Annotated in this window: 16 protein-coding genes and 1 pseudogene; 13 read left to right on the top strand and 4 right to left on the bottom strand. The window is 45.4% G+C overall.

Annotated features, from left to right (window positions below; all coding sequences use genetic code 11):
• Positions 1-65: 65 nt before the first annotated feature.
• The 3 genes from DMO16_RS08575 to DMO16_RS08565 all read left to right on the top strand — a co-directional run bounded on the left by DMO16_RS08575 (position 66) and on the right by DMO16_RS08565 (position 6,659).
• Positions 66-2,225, top strand: a complete 2,160-nt coding sequence (locus tag DMO16_RS08575) for a glycoside hydrolase family 3 N-terminal domain-containing protein (protein ID WP_129476760.1) — start codon at positions 66-68, stop codon at positions 2,223-2,225.
• A 27-nt stretch (positions 2,226-2,252) separates the two neighbouring features.
• Positions 2,253-5,600, top strand: coding sequence for a GH36-type glycosyl hydrolase domain-containing protein (locus DMO16_RS08570; protein WP_129476757.1), 3,348 nt, complete (start codon positions 2,253-2,255; stop codon positions 5,598-5,600).
• Between the two features lie 96 nt (positions 5,601-5,696).
• Positions 5,697-6,659, top strand: a complete 963-nt coding sequence (locus tag DMO16_RS08565) for a LacI family DNA-binding transcriptional regulator (RefSeq protein WP_129476754.1) — start codon at positions 5,697-5,699, stop codon at positions 6,657-6,659.
• A gap of 61 nt (positions 6,660-6,720) precedes the next feature.
• On the opposite strand, the gene DMO16_RS08560 is transcribed toward DMO16_RS08565, so the two are convergent.
• On the bottom strand, positions 6,721-7,347 hold the full coding sequence (locus DMO16_RS08560; RefSeq protein WP_129476751.1) for a glycosyltransferase: 627 nt from the start codon (positions 7,345-7,347) through the stop codon (positions 6,721-6,723).
• Between the two features lie 319 nt (positions 7,348-7,666).
• Here DMO16_RS08560 and DMO16_RS08555 point away from each other — a divergent pair, with 319 nt between their 5' ends.
• From DMO16_RS08555 to DMO16_RS08535, 5 genes are all read left to right on the top strand, one after another.
• Positions 7,667-8,917 carry an MFS transporter gene (locus DMO16_RS08555; protein ID WP_061968427.1) on the top strand — a complete coding sequence of 417 codons (1,251 nt, stop codon included), beginning with the start codon at positions 7,667-7,669 and terminating at the stop codon, positions 8,915-8,917.
• Between the two features lie 71 nt (positions 8,918-8,988).
• On the top strand, positions 8,989-9,219 hold the full coding sequence (locus DMO16_RS08550; RefSeq protein ID WP_129476748.1) for a hypothetical protein: 231 nt from the start codon (positions 8,989-8,991) through the stop codon (positions 9,217-9,219).
• Positions 9,220-9,235: 16 nt separating this feature from the next.
• Positions 9,236-10,099, top strand: a complete 864-nt coding sequence (locus DMO16_RS08545) for an aminoglycoside 6-adenylyltransferase (RefSeq protein WP_241840505.1) — start codon at positions 9,236-9,238, stop codon at positions 10,097-10,099.
• Positions 10,100-10,148: 49 nt separating this feature from the next.
• On the top strand, positions 10,149-11,111 hold the full coding sequence (locus tag DMO16_RS08540) for an aldo/keto reductase (RefSeq protein WP_061968434.1): 963 nt from the start codon (positions 10,149-10,151) through the stop codon (positions 11,109-11,111).
• A 64-nt stretch (positions 11,112-11,175) separates the two neighbouring features.
• Positions 11,176-11,691, top strand: a complete 516-nt coding sequence (locus DMO16_RS08535) for a GNAT family N-acetyltransferase (RefSeq protein WP_241840504.1) — start codon at positions 11,176-11,178, stop codon at positions 11,689-11,691.
• A 133-nt stretch (positions 11,692-11,824) separates the two neighbouring features.
• On the opposite strand, the gene comJ is transcribed toward DMO16_RS08535, so the two are convergent.
• The gene (comJ, locus tag DMO16_RS08530) at positions 11,825-12,196 is read right to left on the bottom strand and encodes a competence protein ComJ (RefSeq protein ID WP_129476740.1); all 372 of its coding nucleotides are present in this window, start codon (positions 12,194-12,196) and stop codon (positions 11,825-11,827) included.
• Between the two features lie 41 nt (positions 12,197-12,237).
• Positions 12,238-12,384 (bottom strand): annotated as a pseudogene (locus DMO16_RS08525) (NucA/NucB deoxyribonuclease domain-containing protein); the annotation flags it as partial.
• A 79-nt stretch (positions 12,385-12,463) separates the two neighbouring features.
• Between DMO16_RS08525 and DMO16_RS08520 the strand changes: the two are divergent.
• The gene (locus DMO16_RS08520; protein ID WP_129480342.1) at positions 12,464-12,967 is read left to right on the top strand and encodes a GNAT family N-acetyltransferase; all 504 of its coding nucleotides are present in this window, start codon (positions 12,464-12,466) and stop codon (positions 12,965-12,967) included.
• Positions 12,968-12,989: 22 nt separating this feature from the next.
• Here DMO16_RS08520 and DMO16_RS08515 read toward each other — a convergent pair whose 3' ends face one another.
• The gene (locus DMO16_RS08515; RefSeq protein WP_061968439.1) at positions 12,990-13,901 is read right to left on the bottom strand and encodes a DMT family transporter; all 912 of its coding nucleotides are present in this window, start codon (positions 13,899-13,901) and stop codon (positions 12,990-12,992) included.
• A gap of 142 nt (positions 13,902-14,043) precedes the next feature.
• On the opposite strand from DMO16_RS08515, the gene DMO16_RS08510 reads away from it, so the two are divergent.
• The 4 genes from DMO16_RS08510 (at position 14,044) to DMO16_RS08495 (ending at position 17,925) form a co-directional block, all read left to right on the top strand.
• On the top strand, positions 14,044-14,601 hold the full coding sequence (locus DMO16_RS08510; protein WP_241840503.1) for a GNAT family N-acetyltransferase: 558 nt from the start codon (positions 14,044-14,046) through the stop codon (positions 14,599-14,601).
• 188 nt (positions 14,602-14,789) lie between these two features.
• Complete coding sequence (locus tag DMO16_RS08505; protein WP_061971497.1) at positions 14,790-16,115, top strand: GntP family permease; 1,326 nt, start codon at positions 14,790-14,792, stop codon at positions 16,113-16,115.
• A gap of 143 nt (positions 16,116-16,258) precedes the next feature.
• A complete protein-coding gene (locus DMO16_RS08500) occupies positions 16,259-16,753 on the top strand; it encodes an Lrp/AsnC family transcriptional regulator (RefSeq protein ID WP_061968441.1) in 495 nt (164 codons plus the stop codon).
• Complete coding sequence (locus tag DMO16_RS08495) at positions 16,750-17,925, top strand: aminotransferase (protein ID WP_061968442.1); 1,176 nt, start codon at positions 16,750-16,752, stop codon at positions 17,923-17,925. The genes DMO16_RS08500 and DMO16_RS08495 overlap by 4 nt, the downstream gene beginning before the upstream one ends.
• The last annotated feature ends 29 nt before the right edge of the window (positions 17,926-17,954 follow it).

Here is a 17,954-nt window from a genome sequence, read left to right as displayed (position 1 = left end):
ATGAATGAATATCGAAACGTTTCTATCATAGAATTACAATATATAGAGGACAGGGAGGAACAAGGATGGCCGATCACTCGTTGCATTCAATTCTGGAACAAATGACATTAGAGGAAAAGATCGCACAGCTTATGCAGCTGGCTACTCCTTTTTTTGAAGGAGCAGAAGAACAGGGAGAAATTACAGGCCCTATGGCAGAAATGGGGATTACAGAAGAAATTGTTAGAAACAGCGGGTCAGTTCTTGGGGCATCTGGCGCAAAAGAGGTCAGGAACATCCAGGAAGCTTATCTGAAGCACAACCGTCTCGGAATACCACTCCTGATCATGGCAGACATTGTACACGGGTTTAAGACGATCTTCCCTGTTCCACTCGGAATCGGTTGTTCATGGGACATGGAACTTGCGGAAAAAAGTGCCGAAATCGCCGCAAAAGAGGCCTCCGTTTCGGGTGTCCATGTAACGTTTGCACCGATGGTTGACCTTGTCCGCGACCCAAGATGGGGCAGAGTGATGGAATCAACGGGTGAAGACCCTTTCTTAAACAGTGAGTTTGCAAGGGCCTTTGTAAGAGGCTTTCAAGGAAGAAATCTCTCGGAAGACACTGACCGTGTTGCAGCGTGTGTAAAACATTTCGCCGCTTATGGAGCAGCTGAAGGAGGGCGTGACTATAATACGGTGGACATGTCCGAACGCCAGCTTCGTGAAACGTATTTTCCAGCTTATAAAGCGGCATTGGATGAAGGCTGTGAAATGGTCATGACGGCGTTTAATACAGTGGACGGAATTCCGGCATCGGGGAATAAAAAACTGATGCGGGATATTTTACGAGATGAATGGGGATTTGAAGGAATTCTCATCTCCGACTGGGGAGCGGTTAAAGAATTGATCCCTCATGGTGTTGCGTCCGGTGAGAAGGAAGCTGCAGAGAAAGCATTGAATGCTGGTGTCGACATTGAAATGATGACAACGTGCTATGTACATCATCTGAAGGAACTGGTTGAAAGCGGAAGTGTTTCAGAAGATTATATCGATGAAGCTGTACTTCGAATCTTAACGCTAAAAAAGAAGCTCGGCCTTTTTGAGCATCCGCATCGGGGAGCTGATGAAAAACGGGAACAAGAATTAATCATGAGTGAGGAACACCGTGATGCGGCAAGACGACTTGCTGCCAGGTCATGCGTCTTATTAAAGAACGACAATATTCTTCCACTGCAGGCGGACAAAAAAGTCGCTTTGATCGGTCCGTTTGCAAAACACGGAGATATTCTTGGTCCGTGGGCATGGAAAGGATCAAGAGAAAAAGCGGTACAGCTTTATGAAGGAATGGTAAAGAGAGCAGGCTCCTTATCTGTAGCCAAAGGGTGTGATGTTGCAACAGGTACTGAAGAAGAACTGGAGGAAGCTCTTGCGGTGGCGGCGGAAGCTGATATTGTGATCCTCGCCCTCGGGGAAAGTTCCGAGATGAGCGGAGAGGCTGGAAGCAGAAGTGATATCAGAATGCCGGAGATTCAAAGGAAACTCCTTGCAGCGATCAGCAAACTAGATAAGCCGACCGTAGCCGTCCTGTTTAATGGACGCCCGCTGGATTTGACGGAAGTATCTCAGCAAGCCGATGCGATCCTCGAAGCCTGGTTCCCTGGAACGGAGGGAGGCCATGCCATAACTGATCTGTTGTACGGAATTGAAAACCCGTCAGGAAAGCTGACCATGTCATTCCCGCACTCTGTCGGACAGGTGCCAGTGTATTACAACTGTTTTAATACCGGCAGGCCACAGGGAGCACCGGATGCCCAGGAACGTTATGTTTCACAATACCTCGATATACCAAATGAAGCGCTCTATCCATTTGGATACGGGCTCAGTTACTCTTCTTTTACATATGATGAACCTGTCCTGTCGAGCACTACATTTAAAGTTGGTGAGACCATCAATGTTACGGTGCAGATACACAATACAAGTGAGCGTGAAGGTGAGGAAACTGTGCAGCTTTACGTGAGAGACCTTTCAGGTGAGGTGGTTCGGCCACTGAAAGAACTGAAAGATTTCGCAAAACTCACATTTAAACCCCATGAAACGAAGGAAGTTACCTTTACACTGAAAGAAGAACAGCTTCGATATCATCATTCTGATTTGCAGTTTACGAGCGATCCCGGTGAGTTTATCGTTTATGTCGGCCCGAACAGTGCCGAACTGAGAGAACAGCCTTTTAAGCTAGTCAAATAACTTTAGAAGATTTGAGGGGAAGTCGTCATGACCACCAAAAGAAAGTCTACTTTTAAGATCCAGGCAGGAAACACTACTTTTACCTTTTTAAACAGCGGTGACTTGTTCGAAGCAGCAAACCAGGGGATTATGATTAACCAATGGCAGTCAAACCCCATTGACGGAGGATTGAACAACCTCTATTTACGGATTCACAAAACGGAAGGGATAAGCGCTTTTCCTCTGCTTGGTAGCCTGTCAAAGAGCAGGGTAAAGCATTCGGACTCTCAGGTGATCTGGGAGGGAACCGCAGACGGGATAGCCTACGCCGTTACATTTTCTCTGACAGACAAAGGCATTTGGTTTTGGGAAGTTGAAGCAGAAGGCGAAGCGGCTGAGATTGACGTGATCTATGCACAGGATATTGGTCTTGCCGATAAAGGTGCTGTCCGGACAAACGAAGCGTATGTTTCTCAATATGTGGATCACAGTGTATATGAGGACGAGGAAAAAGGGTTTGTTGTATGCTCCCGGCAAAACCAGCCCAGTTCGTCAGGATTTCCTTATCTGCAGCAAGGTTCATTAACAAAAACATCCGGCTATTCCACAGACGGCTTTCAATTCTTCGGCCTATCCTATAAGGAGAGCAATGAGCCTGAGGCGTTAAAAAAAGAAGGGCTGGCAAATGAAAACTATCAATATGAATTTGGGTACACAGCGCTCCAATCGGAACGAGTGCCACTCTCAGGAAAAGAACGTTTTGTTTTTTACGGGCTTTTTAAAGAGAATCACGAAAACGCGGTAACACAGCTGGAGTACATGGAAGAAATCGAAGACGCCTGGAGGAATGTTCAATCGCTTTCTTTACCAAGCTTTGATGTGGCTGGTGTTTCTGAACCGTCAACAGCGTTTGGCCTGCCGCTGCAAACCTTGCCGATGAGTGCTGCCGATATAGACGAACTCTATCCTGAGCGGCAGATGGAAGAATACGAGGGGGACCAGCTGCTTTCTTTCTTTACGAAAACGCATGAACATGTCGTGCTTAAAGAAAAAGAGATGATGGTAGAACGCCCGCACGGCCATATTCTTGTTTCAGGAAACAACGTGGGGATTACAGAAGAAGTGATCACCTCCACTTCTTATATATATGGAGTATTTAATTCTCATATTGTAAAAGGCAACACGTCTTTCAATAAAATGATGACAAATACAAGAAATCCATTGAATGTGATTAAAACATCCGGTCAGCGGATTTATGTGGAACGAAATGGAGAATTCCAGCTGCTCACAATGCCGTCCCTTTTCGAAATTGGGTTCAACTATGTGCGCTGGTATTACAAAACAGACAATGATACGCTAAAAATTACGAACTATACAACTGTTTCTTCCCCGGAAATCAACTTGGAAGTGCAGTCATTGAGTGGAGAGGCTTACCGATATCTTGTTACCAACCAAATTTCCATGAACAATAATGAATATGAAGTGGATTACAGTATGGAAATAAACGGGAATGTTCTTACGTTTAGGGCGGGAAGCGAAGCTGACAGCGCAAACGTTTATCCTGGCCTGAGATATGATCTGCAGGTCACGGGGACTGATTTTTCAGTGAGAGATGAACAGGTGTTTGGAAATGAGTTTGAGCCTGGATGCAGTTCCCTGGTCGTACTGGAGCTTCAGAAGGCAGCGAACTGGAAGCTATCTGTTCAGGGACAGCTTCATGGCGGAGAACCGGTGTTTGAAAAACGAGATATAGATGAAGAGATTCAAGCTTTCCGGGAATTTTATAAATCAATAACCAATGGCTTTCACTTGAGTCTACCAGGGAATGACACCGAAGAGATCCAAAAGGTCAACTCCATCTCCTGGTGGTACACGCACAATATGCTCGTCCATTATTCTGTACCGCACGGTTTGGAACAGTATGGCGGAGCGGCGTGGGGAACTCGGGATGTCTGCCAGGGACCTGCTGAATATTTCCTGGCGACACATAACCATAAAGCGGTTCGGGAAATTATTCAAACGGTTTATTCACATCAGTATGAAAGCACAGGCAACTGGCCTCAATGGTTTATGTTCGACCGCTATTCACATATTCAGCAACACGAAAGCCATGGCGATATTATTGTCTGGCCGCTGAAAGCCCTCAGTGATTATTTAAAGGCCACCACCGATTTCGGACTGCTTGAAGATTTGGTCCCGTATACAACAGAGAAAGGTGATTTTACAGAGAAGGCGGTTCCGCTTTATGATCATGTGAAAAAGCAATTGGCCTATATCAAGGATCATTTTCTGCATGGAACGTTCCTGTCTTCGTACGGAGATGGCGACTGGGATGATACACTGCAGCCTGCCAATGCACAGTTGAAACAATACATGGTGAGCAGTTGGACGGTTTCTCTTACCTACCAGGTTCTTTCGCAATTCTCTTCCCAGCTTCGTTCTGTCAATGAGGAAGAGGCTGCCTTCCTGGAAAGCATCGCTGAAGGAATTAAACAGGACTTTAATACGCATATCCTTTCTGCTGGCACCATCCCTGGATTCCTGTACATGGAAGAACCGGGAACAGTGGAATGGATGCTGCATCCGACGGATGAAAAGACAGGTATTCAATATCGTCTTCTACCAATGACGCGCAGCATGATCAGCGAATTGCTGAGTCCGGAGCAGGCTGCCCATCATTATGAGTTGATTGAAGGCAACATGCTCTGCCCGGATGGAGTGAGACTGATGAATCGTCCTGCCCACTATGCAGGCGGTGTGAGTACCCGGTTTAAACGGGCCGAGCAGGCCGCGAACTTTGGCAGAGAAATAGGGTTACAGTATGTGCATGCCCACATTCGCTTTGTGGAAGCCATGGCGAAGCTTGGCAAATCGGAGCATACATGGGATGGTCTGGCAACGATCAACCCGATTACGATTCAGCAAGTCGTCCCAAATGCAGAAAGACGGCAAAGCAATGCCTATTTCAGCAGCTCGGACGGTAAATTTAATACACGTTATGAGGCTCAGGAACGGTTTAATGAATTGAAAGATGGCTCCGTTCCCGTCAAAGGCGGATGGAGAATCTATTCAAGCGGCCCGGGAATCTTTATGAACCAGCTTATTTCCAATTGCCTCGGCATCAGGCTGGAAGATCGCGCGCTTATTATTGATCCGGTGTTGCCTGACAAGCTGGATGGTTTGGTCTTTGACTATCATGTCAATGGTCTTCCTGTCTCCTTCCGTTATGATTTAAGCGGAAGACAAAAGAGCGGTATTAGGATTAACGGAAAGGAAGCGGGGACAGAAGTCCTTTCCAACCGTTACCGTACAGGTGGTTTTAGAATCAGTCTTGACGAATTCAATGCGGCTTGCGATTCAGCCAAAGAAATCAATATTATTGAGATCAGAAAATAAGGGGCATCAGTGCCCTTCAATGACATAAATGACCATAGGTGTGAGAACATTGTATAATAGAGATAACGTTTTCACGATAGATTGGAGTGTGCCCGGGTGGTCAGTATTAAAGATATTGCGAAACAAGCTGGCGTTTCCATTTCCACGGTTTCGTATGCGTTAAATGGAAGCCAGAAAGTAACACAAGAAACTACAGCGAAAATTTTAGCCATTGCAAAAGAATTGAATTATATCCCCAATGCAGCGGCACGGACACTGAAGAAACGGGAAACCAAGATTGCCGGGGTATATTTAACCAATTACAGCGGTGCCTTTTATGGTGAACTTCAGCAAGGCATGCTCGATCAGCTTGCTCATCATGGATATGAATTGATTGTTTGCAGCGGAAAGGAATCTCACCGGTTTCTCCCGGAAGGTATGATCGACGGGGCTATTATTCTCGACGCCCATTTTTCCAACGAGGAATTGCTCAGTTACGCAGACCGTGGACATAAACTTGTTGTACTTGACCGCGAGCTGCAGCATGAAAATATCACCCAGGTGCTGTTGGATAACAAAACAGGAGCAAAACTTGTAGTTGATCATGCGGCGGAACTTGGCCATAGGAAGCTCTATATCGTGACAGGTCCGACCGGTTCCTTTGATTCCAGTCAGCGTCTCCAGCAGGCTTTGCTGACGGCTGAAAAGAACGGGATAGAGTGTTCGGTCATTCAGGGGGACTTTAACAAAGCTTCTGGAGAACAAGCGGGTAGAAAAATTATCGAAGAGTATTCCGGACCGGTCGCGGCATTTTGCCTGAATGACGAGATGGCCATCGGCATGTACAATGCCTTATCAGGCACAGCCTATAAAGTTGGAAAACATGTTCATATTATCGGCTTTGATAACATTGAAGTTGCGCAATATACTCATCCACGCCTCACCACAATTGATTATTCCAAACGTGAATGGGGAGCAGCAGGGGCTGAACAGCTCATCAAACTGATTAAAAAGGAATCATCTTCACATAAAAAAGTGGGGGTCACCTTGTCCGAGGGTGAATCCCTCTGCCGGCTATAATGGGAAAAGGAAGGTACAGGGAGTACCTTCCTTTTCTGATTTAAAATTGATTGGGAAACTGTTAAACGATTCTTTCAGTAAAGGTACCAGCCATTTTAATAATATGGTCTTCGCCCAGGTCGTACGCTTTAATATCGCCTTCCCAGTTCTGCTGCTGTCTGGCGATCACCTGATCGGTAACAAATTTAAGGTGGGTGTATATCAGATCCTTCAATGCGCTTTCTGACCAGTTTGGATTGGCTGAGCTCAAGAAGCGTGCAATGTCATCCGCGTTTTTATACCATTCTGTATTGTATTTTTTTGCGTTGGCCTGGTTCCCTGGTTTGACGGCATCCACCAGTTTTCCTGCAATGAGGATATGGTCTGTCAGAAGGATGGCGAGCTTGTTCCCTGCTTTTTCACCATAGTAAGGCTTAATTGCATTTCCCAGATCTTTCTGGTTTTGCAGGAGACGTTTCAGTACGAGGTCCTGATCTTTCAGTCCGGCAAGGGCGCTGACAATATAGCTTCTTGTCCAGATGGTATGGTCAATCCACAGCTTACGCAAATCCCCATGCAGTTTGACGTGTTTTGGACTAAGACATTCCTGCTGGGCGCGCTCAGGGGCTTTGGCATGGGCTAAGATAGGTGAGAGAATTAGCAGGGCAGCAAGCAACGGAACCAGGGTGTGAATGAAGGGTTTCTTCATGATTTTACTCCTCCTTTTGTGTGAAGTGCATTTATTTTGGGAAATTTCTCCTGTTTTTATGAATGATTATTGAGTTTTTGACTATAATTGGATACTATGTAAGTAATTCAATTCGGAAGGGTGAATAAAGGGCGATGAACAACTAATCTTATTCTTTAAAAAATTCGTATCAGTCATTACGTTAATTTTTTTCTGGATAGGATTCAGTTTGGCCTTTTATTGGTTGCCCAAAAGGAAACATACGATGAACCCGTGTGTACTCTGCCTTTTTGCGACATAAGAGCCTCCTGTCCAGAAAAACGGATCAGGAGGTTTTTTTATGAACGAAAATACAGTCCAAGAAAAAGCGGGCATGGGTGCCCTGTTTCAAAACAGGGTGGTGCGCACCATTCTTCTCTCAGTGTTCTTTCTTCAGATTGGAATCTGGGTAAGGAACTATTCCATCCTGTTATATGTTATTGAAAAGACGAATGAAAACCCGGTTGCCGTTTCTCTGATCTCGGTTGCTGAGTTTGCCCCGATCTTTCTCTTTTCGTTTATCGGGGGAACATTTGCCGACCGGTGGAAGCCAAAACGGACGATGGTATGGTGTGACCTGTTAAGCGCCATTTCTGTTTTTGTGGTTTTATTGACGCTGCTGTTCGGCAGCTGGAAGGTCATTTTCTTTGCGACACTTGTTTCATCGATCCTTTCGCAGTTTTCCCAGCCATCCGGCATGAAGCTGTTTAAGATTCACGTGCCTTCTGAGCTGGTCCAAATGGGCATGTCGATGTACCAGACCATTTTTGCGTTGTTTATGATTCTAGGTCCTATCGTGGGAACCTTCGTTTACCAGCATTTTGGCATCATGACAGCCATTGGGGTAATGGGCGTGGCCTTCTTATTATCCGCTGCCGTTCTTCTCATGCTTCCCGCCGATCGGACAGAAAAAGAAAGCGGGGTAAAAACAACATTGGTGCAGGAGATGAAAGACGGGTTTCGGTATGTGTTGAAAAGCCGGCCGCTGACTCTCCTTGGCGGATGTTTCGCGGCAGCTGGCTTAGCGATCGGCCTTACACAGCCGCTCGGTGTCTTTATTATTACTGAACGCCTTGGTCTTCCAAAGGAAGAACTTCAATGGCTGATGGCGGCTTTTGGCATCGGTATGATTCTGGGCGGGGGAATCACCATGGCCCTTTCCAAAAAAATGCTGCCGCAGGTATTGCTGGCTATCGGGTTGGCTGCAAGTGCCATTGGGTTTATCGGGATGGGGTGGTCCACATTTTTTTGGCTTACGCTGTTCGCCCAGTTCTTTTCAGGATTGTTCATGCCGTGCATCCATATTGGAATCAACACCATGATTCTGCAGAATACGGAAGAAGCTTTTATCGGGCGTGTTAACGGCATACTGAATCCGCTGTTTATGGGAGCGATGGTCATTACCATGTCAGCCGCCGGCTGGATGAAAACGCATTTGTCCATTGTCCTGATTTATCAGCTGGGTGCGCTTCTTCTGTTTGTGGGAGTGGTTACTTTACTTCCGATTATGAAAAAGCGTATCATTCAGCAGGAAATCAAGGGAGAACTATAGAAAAATGGAACGCCTGGACCTTTGTCCGGGCGTTTTTACAATTGCAGACTGTAAGATAAGGGGTGTGCACGATGAAGCACGATCAGTTATATAAAGTTTGGATCTGGTTGTTCGTTTCCACGTTTATCATTGGATTGCTTACGGTATGGATCGATACGTCTTGGATTAAAAAAGGATTATGGGGGGTTCTCGTTCTTTTCAGTCTGGCAGCGAGCATCGCGATAATTCCCAAATCAGATAATCGTGAAAAAAAGCAGTCTAAGGTGATTGATATAAAAGAAATTCAAAAAAAAGAAAAGTAAACAAGGAGCTCGAATGATGCTGGAGAAACTACAAACCTTTGCAAAAAATGAAGAAGAGATTAAGGCGTTAATCCTGAACGGCTCCCGGGTGGATGAAAAGATAAAACATGATATTTTCCAGGATTATGATGTGATCTGTCTAACGACGAACGTAGCTTTATATCGCGAAAACCGGCAATGGATCAAGCAGTTTGGGGAAATTATGATTATGCAGACACCCGATGATATGGGAATAAGCAGCTCAGACGAAAAAACAGGAAAGTTCACGTTTCTGCTTCAGTTTGCGAATGGCCAGCGTCTTGATATTACTTTTTTCCCGATGGACAACATACATAGCATGCAGCATGAAAGTTTAAGCAGGGTTATCCTTGATAAAGAGGGTCTGCTGGGTGAATTGCCGCCCTCAAGCAATAAGGATTACATTACTCTGCCTCCTTCGGAAAAAGAATTTAATGATTGCTGCAACGAATTCTGGTGGGTGAGCAACTATATTGCGAAAGGGTTATGGCGAAAAGAGCTGCCGTACGCCAAAGCCATGTTCGACGGCCCGGTTCGGGATATGCTGATTCTAATGCTTCGCTGGCACATTGGCCAAAAGCATAATTTTACGGTGGATTCAGGAAAGTCCGGCAAGTACTTTGAAAACTATCTGGAAAAAGAAATATGGAATCAATTTGTGAAAACTTATCCGGATGGCGATTATGAGAATATATGGGATGCCCTCTTTGTAATGGGGAGCCTGTTTCGAAAGCTTGCCCGGCCCCTGGCTGATGAGCTTGGCTTTTCCTATAATGGGGAAGAAGATACCAGGGTGACGGCTCATTTAGAGCATGTCAGGAGACTCCCTTCAAATGCCAATTATATGTATCCGGACAAATAATTTTAACATTCTGAACAAATGTGGTAGAACAAGAGTAAGAGGTGATAGCATGCAATATAAAAAACTCGGTAAAACAGGGCTGGATGTGTCGTCCATTTGTTTGGGAACTATGGCGTTTGGACGCTGGATTGACGAAGAAGCGTCCCGCAGCATCCTTTATCAGGCGATGGAAGAAGGGATTAATTTTATTGATACTGCCAACTACTACGGCAAGGGGCAGGACACAGAAGTACCCTATGGGACGGGTGAATCGGAAGAAATCATCGGCCGGGCATTAAAGGGAAGAAGAGATGCAGTTATACTGGCTACCAAGGTCGGTATCCGCATGGGTCATGGGAAGAATGAATCAGGCCTTTCCAGATCCCATATCCTGAAGGAGATTGACCGATCCCTTCAACGCCTTCAGACTGATTATATCGATTTGTATCAGGTTCATTTGTTCGATCAGAACACACCGCTTGAAGAAACTTTGCGAGCGCTTGATGATGTTGTACGGAGCGGAAAAGTGCGCTACATCGGCTGCTCCAACTATGCCGCCTGGCAGATCATGAAAGCCCACGGAATCAGTGAAAAAATGAATCTCGAAAAATATGTTTCCGTTCAGCCGCAGTATAACTTGCTGTCAAGGGAGATCGAACAGGAGCTGCTTCCGTTTTGCGAGTCTGAAGGAGTAGGGGTTATGGTATACAGCCCCATGGCCAGAGGAATGCTTTCAGGCAAATATAAAAGTAAAGACGATGCCCCTGCTGAAAGCCGTGCGGCCAAGGGAGAACGCCTCATCCAAAACTATTTCACGGACCGGAATTTTGGCCTGGTCAGCAAATACCTTGAATTGGCCGAGAGGAATGAGGTCAGTCTGTCACAATTTGCTCTGTCCTGGGTATTAAATCAGCCGGCCGTTACATCCGCCATTGTTGGTGCCAGCAAGCCATACCATGTCACAGATGCAGTGAAAATCAGTGACTGGAAGTGGTCCGATGAACTAGTAAACGAAGTAGAGAATATTAACTAGTTCAAGAGGAACATATAGAATGAAATTTAAAACATTTCCCGAAATAGAAACCAGGCGGCTATACATGCGAAAGATGACAGTGGAGGATGCGGCTGCCGTTCTAAGTATTTATTCCGATCCGCTGGTGGTAAAAGATATGGGAGAAGAGCCTCTCAAAACTATCGATGAAGCAGAAGAAATGATTACCTTCATGAATGATTTGTTTGATGAAAATGCCGCCTTCCGCTGGGGAATTGTTCGTAGGGAAGATGATACTCACATCGGTTCCTGCGGCTACAATGGCTGGGAAACCGTACGGGGCTCCAGGGGAGAGATCGCTTATGACCTTGGCCGGAAGTACTGGCGGCAAGGATACATGAGCGAGACACTTGAAAAAATGATAGAGTTCGGCTTTTGTACAATGGAACTTTACCGAGTGGAAGCTTTTACGAATGTAAAGGCACTGCCATCCATGAATCTTCTTGAAAAGGCAGGGTTCGCTCAGGACGGCATCCTTCGCGGCTATGCATCGTTTCATGGTCAATTTTATGATCAGCAGGTCTATTCCCTGCTTAAACCTGATTGGGAGAAAAGAAAATAGAAAGGACGAACGGCCCACTACTTAATTCGTAGTGGGTCGTTTTATATGCCTGGATTATTATTGTTGTTATTTTTTGAGGTGCATTCTACTACATCTTTTTAGCTCTTGTTTGGTATAAACTGCAGATCATATTTTACTTTAAATAAACGATTCGATTTTGGCGTTTCAAGTGGAGTGGAATCCACGTAAAGTTATAAGCTCCTTTAGGGACAGAAAACTCCAGAGGATTTGCGCCTACACTTGAGACGATAATCCCTTCTTCCACTGTTGAAAAGGGGAGAGAAAATGTACGCGTTGAGCCAGATGGTTTTTCATAGAGGGAAGGGGAGGATTCATTAATTTCACATTTGTAATCGGCGAGGGCTTCAAATGAGATCACGCCATCTTTTTCAATATAACCGCGCTGAATATCGGCATCTGTCCAATCTAAGAAGGGTTTTTCAGTTCCTTTGTTGTATACAATTAATTGGGAATACGAAACAGTTAGTTCATTCACCATTTGCATGTGTGCCTCCTTAACGTATCCAGGATTATTGTTCTATTACCTTATTGAACAATAAACAAAACCTTTGTGCCGTCAGGATAGTTTTCCACTTGATGGCCTACCCAGGCTCCTGCTCCGCGGTTATCAGAAGGAGAGATGTAGCGGATGTCTGCTCCGTATCCGCCTTCTTCACACATGGCCATTGGCCATAGTATCTTGTTTGGACAATGGTGCTTCCGACAATGACCCAGTATACGTAAATGTTAATTTTTAAAAGGAGGAGAAATGATGAAAGTCCGCTTACTTACTGCGTCAGATGCAGAAGAATATTGGAAATTAAGGCTCGAGGCGCTCATGTTTTCACCGGAGGCCTTTGCCTCCAGCTATGAAGATGCTGTGAAAAGGAAGAATGCGATTGAGCAGGTTAAGGAAAATTTTAAGGCGGAAGGAAGTTATACCTTTGGAGCATTCTCAGATGATGTCATGATTGGCATGGTTACACTGGTTCAGGAGAGTTACAAAAAGATGAGCCACAAAGCGAATATCTTTGCCATGTATGTGACTTCGCGCAGCCGGGGGCAGGGGACTGGTAAAGCCTTAATGCATGCTGCGATCTCCAAAGCAAATGAAATGGAAGGCGTTGAGAAGCTGAACCTTACCGTTGTATCAAGCAATGACAAGGCAAAAAAAATGTATGAGCGATTAGGATTTACTGCTTATGGAACGGAAACAAGAGCCTTGCAGGTAGATGGCGTTTTCTATAATGAAGATCATATGGAATTGTTTGTCTAAAATGAAAAGGAGGCATCCGGAGTTAGCGGGATGCCTCTTTTTTCTGTATGGTGGTGAGTGTTTCTTTATTTCTCTTTTTTTTCGAAGACAGGTATACTCCTGCAAAAATGATAAGCAATCCTACGATCAGGTTTGGTGTGACAGGCTCCTTGAGGAGAACATAGCCCCAGATCATGGCACTTGCCGGAATCAAGTACGTGACCGTGGCTGCGAACTCCGGACTGCCGTTTTTATTCAAATAAAAATAAATGAGCTGTCCGAGTCCGGAACCGAGACAACCGAGACCCAGAACCGCGAGCATAGGTTTAAGCTCAAGCAGTTGTCCAATATGCACCGGTTCTGTCAGCAAGACACCGACAAGGCCGGTAGCCGCTCCTGTAAGCAGCGTGAAAAAGGTAATCGTGACCACCCCTACACCAGACAAATACCGCTTTGTGAGCTGCCCGGATAAACCGTAGCAAATGGCAGCAAGCACCATGGTGCCGATTCCGACAAATTGGGCGCCGAACAGATGGCCGATTTGAAAATCCATAAGAACCAATATGCCAAAAAAGCCAATAAGGATACCTATCCACTGCTGTTTGTTCAATCGGTAGGAAAAAAGGAAAAAACCAAGCAATCCGGTCCAAATGGGAGTGGTGGCATTTAAGATGGAGGCGGTATTGGACTGTATCACGGTCTCACTCAGGGAGATCAGCCCCCATGCCAGTCCGCAGTTGAAAAATCCTGTGATCAATAGCCATTTAATCGGAAGTTTTTTAGTAGAATCGGTTGTTTTTCTTAATACTAAGGGTAAAAGAATAATGGCACCAGCCAAGGTGCGAATAAAAACGACTCCCCATATGCCAGCTGGTTCCAGCAGCCATTTCATAAAAACAAAGGAGAGTCCCCAGATCAGGCTTAAACCGACCAGAGCTCCATACAAACGAATCATGTTCTTCCTTCTCTCTTTTAGGTATTAACTTATATATCCTAATGGAAAAAATTAAAAAAGGAAAGGCCCCTGGTCTTTTTTACAAGGAACCCTGTGGTGGTGTAAAATGAGAGGATTCTAGTACGTGGAGGAGGGACTCTTAGTGGTACGACCTTTAATCCTCGTAAAGACAACTCACCGCCTCCTTATCCGGCCCTATTTTGTTCATGATTATTCCAATTGGTGTGCTTCGTATGAAAGCTGTGGTAAAGCCCGCAACCGTTTCGATGAAGGTAATATGGATATGTCTGATTTTACTCATTCATGGTTCGATCAGATGGTGAAAAAACACCAACTTGCAATGGAACATGATAATGCCTATATTTTGGGTGTGTTCAAAAAAAGCGATGGCAGCCACATTGGTGTGTTGGATATATCCACATTGTTACGGGACGGATTTCAGTGGGGCAGAATAGGTTATACCATTCTAAATCTATACTGGGGGAATGGTTATGGCCAGGAAGCGGTAAAGGGTGTGCTGAATTTGGCGTTCTCGCAGCTCGGATTCCACCGGATTGAAGCACATATTCATCCGGACAATGTTCCCTCCATCCAATTGGCAACAGCTGTCGGAATGAATTATGAGTGTGTGAGGAAGGGATTTACACTGGATAACGGCAAATGGACTGATCACCTTATTTACTACAAAAATGATACCTAAGGGAGGCCGAAGCCCTACCTTTCCTGATCAGGTAAAAAAATCCATAGAGCAAACGGGTAGGCAAACGTTATCTTTTTTTGGTAAGATGAACAAAGTGAAATTTTAAAGTGCTACTTTTTTCATAGGAATGAGGTAGTGTGAAACCGACCTTTCATATGAAAGGGGTTTCTAAGAAAGGTGGAAAGAAGTTGGACGCTTATTTGCTTATTATTACTTTAGCAGCCATTGCCCTTGTTATTGTCGGGGTTTCTGTTTTTAAGTGGCATGCGTTTATCAGTTTAACGGTCGCCAGTTTATTCCTGGCCCTTACAGCCGGTCTATCACTTGACAAGATTGTAAGCGCGTACGAAACCGGGGTAGGAGGAGTCCTTGGACACCTTGTTGGAATTCTGGCGCTCGGAACGATTCTTGGGAAGATGATGGCTGAGTCAGGCGCCGGTATGCAGGTCGCCGATTTTTTTGTCCGTAAATTCGGTGTGAAAAAATTGCCTTGGGCCATGCTATTCTCCGGATTTGTTATCGGAATCCCCGTTTTCTTTGAAGTAGGGATCTTGATTGTATTGCCGCTCGTGATTTCGATTCAAAAGACCACAAAACAAAACATTCTTCTGATTGCGCTTCCTGTGATCGCAGGTTTGTCCATTGTTCACGGATTGGTTCCTCCACATCCGGGTGCACTTACTGCAATCAGCATTTATAAAGCAAACCTTGGTCATGTTTTAATTTACTCTCTGATTATCGCCATTCCGGCAGCCATTATCGCAGGCCCGCTTTTTGCGAAATGGGTGCACAAACGTGTGGTTCCTCAAGGGGAGCCGGAATTGATTCGTTTCAATACAAACTATAAGAAACTTCCGAGCACTGGGATTTCGTTTTTTATCATTTTGCTGCCCGTTATCCTTATGGTTCTTGCTGCAGTGGCTCCTTACATGTCCATGCCAAAGGGATTTGAGAAATTTTTAGCATTTATTGGAAGTCCGGTAATTGCCCTCTTGATCTCTGTTTTTGCGGCTTTCTACTTCCTGGGCATCCGTCAGGGAATGGATAAAAGTATGCTGAGAAAGTTTTCGGAAGACAGCTTGCTTCCTGTAGGTTCCATTATTTTGATCATTGGGGCCGGCGGCGGATTTAAACAGGTTCTCATCGACAGCGGTGTCGGCGATACGATCGGCCAAATGTCGGAGAACTTGTCACTTTCCCCGCTTGTTTTGGCTTTCCTGATTGCGGGTCTTATCCGGATTGCAACCGGATCAGCGACCGTTGCGCTGACCACGGCCGCCGGAATTGTATCACCAATTATCGAGCATATGTCCGGGGTTAACCTTGAGCTGCTAGTTATTGCAACCGGAGCAGGTTCCTTGATGTTCTCCCACGTCAATGATGCCGGTTTTTGGATGGTTAAGGAGTATCTTGGATTGACCGTTAATGAAACGTTCAAAACGTGGACAGTCCTTGAGACCCTGCTTTCTTTTGTCGCCTTTGCGGGCGCGCTGATTCTCAATGCGTTTATTTAACTGACAGTAACAAGCCGCCAAAGATTAAGGCGGCTTGTTTTGTTTTTAGCACGTATACGGAAAAGGATGAAAAAAACTAATGGCGCAAACCTCAGGATTTGTTATAATGTTCATCATATTATATTGCAAAGTGAGTGATAGAAATGGATGCGAAGGAACGGGAATTGCTGCAGCTCATTGAAAAAAACGGCCGCCTTGAAAATTCAACCATTGCAAGACTAATGGGGATCTCTGAAGATGAAACGAAACAAATGATAGAAAAGCTTGAGAAAGAAAAAGTGATTCTTGGATATTCTGCCATCATTAATTGGACAAAGGGCACCGATGAGGGTGCGGTAACAGCCATGATCGATGTTAAAGTAACGCCAAAGCGGGGAGTAGGATTCGATAAAGTAGCGGAGAGAATCTATCGTTTTCCAGAAGTGAAAGCGGTCTATCTCATGTCCGGCGTTTATGATTTGTCGGTATCCATTGAAGGAAAAACGATGGCAGAGGTTGGACGGTTTGTCTCTGAGAAATTGTCTACTCTGGATTCTGTTCTTTCGACAACAACTCATTTCATTTTGAAAAAGTACAAGCATGATGGTCTTGTGTTCAGCGAAAATGAAGAAGATAAACGAATTGTGGTGTCGCCATGATTACCGAACAGCGATCTAAGTATTTGTCTGATTCTGTTGAATCCATACAGCCTTCGGGGATCCGCCGTTTTTTCGATCTGGCTTCTTCCATGGAAAATGTCATTTCACTTGGTGTGGGTGAACCGGATTTTGTGACACCATGGAACGTAATTGAAGCGAGTTACCATTCATTGGAGCAGGGGTATACCGCATATACAGCCAATGCCGGGTTGCTTGAACTGCGAAAAGAAATCACCCGGTACATGAGGCGGCGCTTTGGGGTGACTTACAATGCGGAAAATGAGATGGTCGTCACGGTAGGGGCTTCACAGGCGATTGATATTGCACTGCGTGCAGTGGTCAATCCTGGCGAAGAAGTGATTGTTGTGGAACCGAGCTTTGTTTCCTATGCTCCGACCGTAACGCTGGCTGGAGGGGTGCCTGTGCCGGTACACACATACAGCAAAAACGATTTCAAGCTTCAGCCGGAACATATCGAGGAGGCTGTGACTGAAAAGACAAAGGCCATCCTGTTATGCAGCCCGAACAATCCAACCGGTACCGTGCTGTCCAAGACAGATTTGCAAAAGATTGCGCAAGTGGTGGAAAAGCATGACCTGCTCGTTATTTCTGATGAAATTTATGCGGAGCTGACATATGACGAACCGTATACGAGTTTTCCTTCTGTAGGAAACATGCGGGAAAGAACTATCTTGATCTCCGGATTTTCAAAAGCATTCGCCATGACCGGCTGGCGGTTGGGCTTTGCCTGCGGACCAAAGGACATCCTGCAGGCCATGCTCAAAATTCATCAGTATACGATGATGTGCGCACCAACGATGGCCCAGCATGCTGCACTGGAAGCATTAGTCAACGGACAAAAAGATGTCATCAGGATGAAGGAAAGCTACCGCCAGCGAAGAAGTCTCGTAACCCATGCCCTCGAAGAGATGGGGCTCTCATGCCATATACCGGGCGGTGCCTTTTATGTATTTCCTTCTATTAAGAGTACAGGGCTCTCCTCAGAAGAATTTGCGGAACAGCTGTTACTGAAAGAACAGGTCGCCGTCGTTCCAGGAAGTGTGTTTGGTGAAAGTGGAGAAGGGCATATCCGATGTTCTTACGCCACATCCATCGCCAAGCTCGAGGAAGCAATGAAACGGATTAAGCGGTTTATTGAAAACAGGGAATAAGGGTACAGAAAAGCACCGATCCAAGAAGG

Origin of the sequence: Fictibacillus sp. S7 (assembly GCF_004127935.1) — a bacterium.
Classification (GTDB): domain Bacteria; phylum Bacillota; class Bacilli; order Bacillales; family Fictibacillaceae; genus Fictibacillus_C; species Fictibacillus_C enclensis.
This window is presented reverse-complemented; position numbering and strand designations above follow the sequence as displayed.

Coding starts and splice junctions, on each gene's coding strand:
- DMO16_RS08575 (WP_129476760.1), top strand. CDS start 66: ATGGCCGATCACTCGTTGCATTCAATTCTGGAACAAATGACATTAGAG.
- DMO16_RS08570 (WP_129476757.1), top strand. CDS start 2,253: ATGACCACCAAAAGAAAGTCTACTTTTAAGATCCAGGCAGGAAACACT.
- DMO16_RS08560 (WP_129476751.1), bottom strand. CDS start 7,347: ATGAAGAAACCCTTCATTCACACCCTGGTTCCGTTGCTTGCTGCCCTG.
- DMO16_RS08555 (WP_061968427.1), top strand. CDS start 7,667: ATGAACGAAAATACAGTCCAAGAAAAAGCGGGCATGGGTGCCCTGTTT.
- DMO16_RS08550 (WP_129476748.1), top strand. CDS start 8,989: ATGAAGCACGATCAGTTATATAAAGTTTGGATCTGGTTGTTCGTTTCC.
- DMO16_RS08545 (WP_241840505.1), top strand. CDS start 9,236: ATGCTGGAGAAACTACAAACCTTTGCAAAAAATGAAGAAGAGATTAAG.
- DMO16_RS08540 (WP_061968434.1), top strand. CDS start 10,149: ATGCAATATAAAAAACTCGGTAAAACAGGGCTGGATGTGTCGTCCATT.
- DMO16_RS08535 (WP_241840504.1), top strand. CDS start 11,176: ATGCGAAAGATGACAGTGGAGGATGCGGCTGCCGTTCTAAGTATTTAT.
- comJ (WP_129476740.1), bottom strand. CDS start 12,196: ATGCAAATGGTGAATGAACTAACTGTTTCGTATTCCCAATTAATTGTA.
- DMO16_RS08520 (WP_129480342.1), top strand. CDS start 12,464: ATGAAAGTCCGCTTACTTACTGCGTCAGATGCAGAAGAATATTGGAAA.
- DMO16_RS08515 (WP_061968439.1), bottom strand. CDS start 13,901: ATGATTCGTTTGTATGGAGCTCTGGTCGGTTTAAGCCTGATCTGGGGA.
- DMO16_RS08500 (WP_061968441.1), top strand. CDS start 16,259: ATGGATGCGAAGGAACGGGAATTGCTGCAGCTCATTGAAAAAAACGGC.
- DMO16_RS08495 (WP_061968442.1), top strand. CDS start 16,750: ATGATTACCGAACAGCGATCTAAGTATTTGTCTGATTCTGTTGAATCC.